A 5,246-nucleotide genomic window follows, 5' to 3' on the forward strand; every position below is an offset into this window, starting at 1 on the left:
AGCAGGGCGATGCCGGTGGTGCCGGCCGGCAGCGTCGACAGCAGGGCGCGGGCGGCCTGCGGGTCGTGCCCGCCGACCGCGACGACGAGCAGTCCGCTGCCGGCGGCGACGTCGCGGGTCGCGGTCACCAACGCCGACTCGGTCGCCACCGCGTGGGTGGGCGCGCCGATCGCGCCACCCAGGGCGTCCGGGGCGACCAGGGTGTCCGGGGCGCGCAGGAGCTGCGCGTCGGCGGCTTCGAGGACCGCCAGATCCATCACCGTCTGGTCGAGGTCGAGACTTTCCGGATGCCGTCCGGCGGCGACCCGGGCGGGCGTGACCAGCGACAATGCGTAGCCGCGCGAGGTGAGGTGGGTGGCCACCGACGCGAGGGCCTCGATCGCCCATTCGAGCGCGGGCGACCACGCATCGACGTCGCCACCCCCGACCAGGGGTGCCTGGACGACCTGGCCTGCCGGGCCCGCCGGGTCCACGTCGGAGGCGGTCACGACCTGCGGCAGGTCGGCGTCGACCACGAGCACCGCCTGACGCACCGGCGCCCGGCCGTCATGCCGCACGGTCAACTCCCCGCGGTGCGCGGTGACCGGCCAGTGGACCCGCCGCAGGTCGTCGCCCGGCTGATACTTGCGCAGCGTGGCGTCGTCGATGTCGCCCGCGCCGGGAGCCAGCGTGTCCGAGCCGCCGCTGCCCGCGCCGCCCTGCCGGTCGGGGCGCCGATGCAGGGGGTGCACGGTCGGGAGCACGGTCAACTCCGACTCCCCCTCGAACGGGAGGAGCGAGCTCGTCAGCCCGAACGGGTCGCCGACCCGAAGCGAGAGGGGCCCGAGGCGGTGTCGGCCCCGGCGCCCCGGGCGCACCGGGTAGGTGAGCACCCGGCTCGACCGGCGGCGCACCCCCGGCAGCAGGAAGCGCACCCGGGACCCCAGATCGGCCGGGAGGCGCTCCTCGGCGAGCACCGTCAGCGACGACCGGCCGGAGCGGTTGTGAACGGTCATCGCGACCGTGGCGCTCTGGCCGACGGTGAGGGTTGCCGGTCGCACCTGACGTTCGATATCAAGTTGAGGTCGAGATGCCTGGTAGGTGAGGAGCGTCAGCACCGGCAGCGCGATGACCAGCAGCCCGACCCGGGTGAGGTCGACGAAACCGAGCGCCATGCCGGAGATCGCGAGGGTGGTGCCCGCCGCGAGCAGGGCCCGTCCGCGGTCGGTGAAGACGCCGCGCTCGATGCGGCGACGGAGCCACCCGCCCTGCCCGGTCGACCCGGCTCCCGCGCGATCGCCCGATCGGGACCCGGGTGCGCGGCCACCGCGAGCCGCGATCGTCGTACTCATCGGCGCCTCACGATCATCGGCGGCCCGGCACTCGAGGCGGTCACCGGCCGGGCACGGGCACCGTGGCCAGCACGTCCCGGAGCACCTCGTCGATCCCGACCCGAGCCAGCCGGCTCTCCCCGGAGAGCAGCACCCGGTGCTCGAGCACCGGCACGGCGAGCGAGCGCACGTCGTCGGGCAGCACGTAGTCGCGCCCGGTGAGCGCCGCCCGCGCCCGCGCGGCCCGCAGCAGGTGCAGCGACGCCCGCGGGGAGGCCCCGAGGCGCAGGCCGCTCGAGGAGCGGGTGGCGGCGACGAGGTCGACGACGTACTGCTTCAGCGGTTGCGCCGCGTACACCCGACGGATCGTCTCCTGCGCCGCGACCACCTGCGCGCTGTCGGTCACGGGCACCAGGTCGTCGAGCGGATCGTGCGCTCCGTGCGTGTCGAGCATCGCGAGCTCGGCCGTCGGATGCGGGTAGCCCACCGAGATGCGCGCCATGAATCGGTCTCGCTGCGCCTCGGGCAGCGGGTAGGTGCCCTCCATTTCCAGGGGGTTCTGGGTGGCGATGACGAGGAACGGGTCGGCCAGCGGGTAGGTGTGCCCGTCGACGGTGACCTGCGCCTCCTCCATCGCCTCGAGCACCGCGGACTGCGTCTTGGGGGAGGCGCGGTTGATCTCGTCGCACACGACGATGTTCGCGAAGACCGCGCCGGGCCGGAACTCGAAACGGTGTGTCTGGGAGTCGAACACGCTGATCCCGGTGATGTCGCTGGGGAGCAGGTCGGGGGTGAACTGGATGCGCCGCATCCGGGCGTCGACCGCCCGGGCGAGGGCCTTGGCCAGGGTCGTCTTACCGACTCCGGGCACGTCTTCGAGCAGCAGGTGGCCGCCGGCGAGGAAGACCGTCAGGGCGCGCTCGACGACGTCCTCCTTGCCCTCGATGACGCTGCGCACGGCCTCCGAGAGGCGCCGGCCGAGGTCGGCGACCTCGGCCACCTCGGCCGCCACCGCCCGCTCGGAGTCGGAGCCGGTGCGTGCGCGAGGCGGGTGCGTCGGCGCGCTCGACGCGGCGGATCCGGTCGACCCGGTCGACCCGGTCGATGGCCTGCCCAGGCCGTTGCCCTCCGAGCCGTGCGCGGGGGCCGTCGAAGTCGTTGAACTCGCTGAACTCGCTGTGGGCGCTGCGGACGGCGAGGGAGCCGTGCTGGTGGGCTCGTCGCGCGCGGGGTCGCGCGGTGCATCCACGGCCTGCCGGTACTGCAGGTCTCGTGCTGGCTGCACGTGGGCCTCCTGAAAGACGATGGCCGCCCCTGCCGGTTCTGCCAGGTGCGGGCGGTGGTGGGCGCGAGCCGCAGCTGCGCGTAGGGAGGCGGTCGCGGCGCCCGCCCCATCGGCGCCGCCGGCCTCCCGCACCCTCGGCTCACTCCACTTCCCTCCCCAATCATCGCTGCCCGCGCTGGGCATTGGCTCCTCGACATCCGTGCATTTCGTAAAAGCCCTGGTCAGCGCCCGGTGACCGGATGCATCGGCGCCGCTGCAGACCCCGATTCGACACCCGGGCCGCGCCGGACGCCACGATTCCCTCCACTTCGCCCCACCGGCTCTGAACTGCGGTTTTGATGCGGCGAGAGCCTGGTCATGCCGACATCGGGGATTGACGGTGGGGGAGAGTGGCGTAAAGTGGAGGAACTAGGAGCAGTAGGGGTGTGCTCGACGACGATCTCGCCGGCCAGGCGGGCGCCACCACGGCACGGGTGACGCGCGAACCGGGCGGCGGGTGCGAGCAGGGGACGGAGGTGGGCGCGCATGTTCCTCGGCACCCACCAGCCGCGCCTCGACGACAAGGGCCGGATGATCCTGCCCGCCAAATTCCGCGAACGGCTCGCCCCCGGGCTCGTCGTCACCCGCGGACAGGAACGGTGTCTGTACGTCTTCCCGATGGAGGAGTTCATGCGCGTGGCCGACGACCTGCGGGCCGCCCCCGTGACGAGCAAGGCGGTGCGTGACTACCTGCGCGTGTTCCTCTCCGGCGCCTCCGACGAGATCCCCGACAAGCAGGGCCGGGTCACGATCCCCGCGAACCTGCGCGAATACGCCGGCCTCAGCCGCGAATGCACGGTCATCGGAGCCGGTTCGCGCCTCGAGGTCTGGGACACCGCGGCCTGGGAGGCCTACCTCGCCGGCACCGAGCAAGCCTTCGCCGACCAGGCCGAGGAGGTGATCCCCGGCCTGCTGTGACGCAGGCCGGCCCGTCATCCGCCGCCCACCACTGCCAACCGACTGCCAACCACCGCCATCCACCGCTAGCGCCACGGTGCGCCTGCGCTGTGGTCCTCCAGCCACTTGACCGCTCCGGGGCACTTCCCCGGTTCCGGAGCACACGATTCGCCCGGGGCACTTCCCCGGCTCCGGGCGAACGGGGCAAGCGGCGGGGACCAGAGCGCAGGACCCGGGAACGGAGCCGGCGCGAGGTCGAGGTCGGTGTGAGGTCGGCCGAAGGCCGGCGGACGAAACACCGTGCGGCAGCGGTGACAACACGGTGACAACACGGCCGAAGGGCCGGCGAAGCGAAGCCTGGGAGGGGGGACACGAATGACGAACGACACACCGGGCTCACCGGGCTCAAGTGGCTCAGCGGGCTCACCTGGCGCAACGGACTCACCGGACTCAACCAGCTCAGACTCAACCAGCTCGCCGGAGCCGCGCGAGTCTCGGGAGACGAGCGAGCGGCACGTGCCGGTCATGCTCGAGCGGATCGTCGACGTGCTGGCCCCCGCCCTGCAGGGCGACGACGGGCAGCGTCCGGTCTTCGTCGACGCCACGCTCGGCATGGGCGGACACACCGAGGCGATCCTGCGCGCCTGCCCGCGGGCCTACGGGGTCGGGATCGACCGCGACCCGCAGGCCATCGCGTTGGCGACCGACCGGCTCGCCCCCTTCGCCGACCGATTCGTCGCCGTGCGCGCGGTCTACGACGAGATCGCCGACGTGCTGGCCGACCTGCGGCTGGCCGGAGCGCACGCCGTGCTCCTCGATCTGGGCGTCTCCTCCCTCCAGCTCGACGAGGCCGACCGCGGCTTCGCGTACGCCCAGGACGCCCCGCTCGACATGCGGATGGACCCCACGACCGGCCCGACGGCCGCCGACGTGCTGAACACCTACCCCGCCGACGACCTCGCGGCGGTGCTGCGCGACTACGGCGAGGAGCGCTTCGCCCGCAAGATCGCGGCCACCGTCGTGCGCGAGCGCGACCGCGAACCGTTCGCCTCCTCCGCCCGGCTCGTGGAGCTGCTGCGGCGGGTCGTGCCCGCCGCATCGCAGCGCTCCGGAGGGCACCCGGCGAAGCGCACATTCCAGGCGCTGCGCATCGAGGTCAACGGTGAGCTCGCCGCGTTGGAGGCGGCGCTGCCCGCCGTGCTCGATTCTCTTGTCGTCGGCGGGCGTGTCGCTGTCCTGAGTTACCACTCCCTGGAGGACAGGATGGTCAAACGGGTGCTGTCGACCGCGAGCCGAAGCAGCGCCCCGCCCGGGCTGCCCGTCGAACTGGCGGAGCACGCGCCGCTGTTGCGCGTGCTCGGTCGCGCGGGGCAGGCCCCGACCTCCCAGGAGGTCGAGGCCAATCCGCGCGCCGCGTCGGCGCGGCTCCGGGCGGCGGAACGGATCCGCGCGGGGGCGCTGCCTCCGGGTGAATTCGGCTCGGCTCGACCGCACTACCCACCGTCCCGCACGACACGAACACACCGACCACCCAGCGACACGCGCACCACAGGCACAGGACGGAAGGGACGACCCCGATGAGCCAGATGCCGGCACTGGCCCGCAGCGACACCGCGGCCGTTCCCGCGAGTGCTCGCGCGCCCCGGCGGCCCTCGCCCCCCGCCCGTACCTCCTCGCGCGGCGCGTCGCGCCCCACCCGCGCGCACCTGCGGGTC

The 5,246-nt window shown here is 73.4% G+C and carries 4 protein-coding genes; 2 read left to right on the forward strand and 2 right to left on the reverse strand.

Translation table 11 applies throughout. The features are described from left to right. Together PINTE_RS20225 and PINTE_RS20230 are read right to left on the reverse strand one after the other, a co-directional pair. The coding region (locus tag PINTE_RS20225; RefSeq protein ID WP_068434217.1) for a DUF58 domain-containing protein at positions 1–1,331 on the reverse strand (1,331 nt) is incomplete at its 3' end. Positions 1,332–1,371: 40 nt separating this feature from the next. Continuing rightward, on the reverse strand, positions 1,372–2,322 hold the full coding sequence (locus PINTE_RS20230) for an AAA family ATPase (RefSeq protein ID WP_068434222.1): 951 nt from the start codon (positions 2,320–2,322) through the stop codon (positions 1,372–1,374). A gap of 798 nt (positions 2,323–3,120) precedes the next feature. Between PINTE_RS20230 and mraZ the strand changes: the two genes are divergently transcribed. Together mraZ and rsmH are read left to right on the forward strand one after the other, a co-directional pair. Next, positions 3,121–3,552, forward strand: a complete 432-nt coding sequence (gene mraZ, locus PINTE_RS20240; protein WP_068434229.1) for a division/cell wall cluster transcriptional repressor MraZ — start codon at positions 3,121–3,123, stop codon at positions 3,550–3,552. Between the two features lie 504 nt (positions 3,553–4,056). Further along, entirely contained in the window at positions 4,057–5,112 is a 1,056-nt protein-coding gene (gene rsmH, locus PINTE_RS20245) for a 16S rRNA (cytosine(1402)-N(4))-methyltransferase RsmH (protein ID WP_068434231.1), read from the forward strand. The last annotated feature ends 134 nt before the right edge of the window (positions 5,113–5,246 follow it).

The organism is Piscicoccus intestinalis NBRC 104926 (genome assembly GCF_001515525.1).
Taxonomy (GTDB): Bacteria; Actinomycetota; Actinomycetes; order Actinomycetales; family Dermatophilaceae; genus Kineosphaera; species Kineosphaera intestinalis.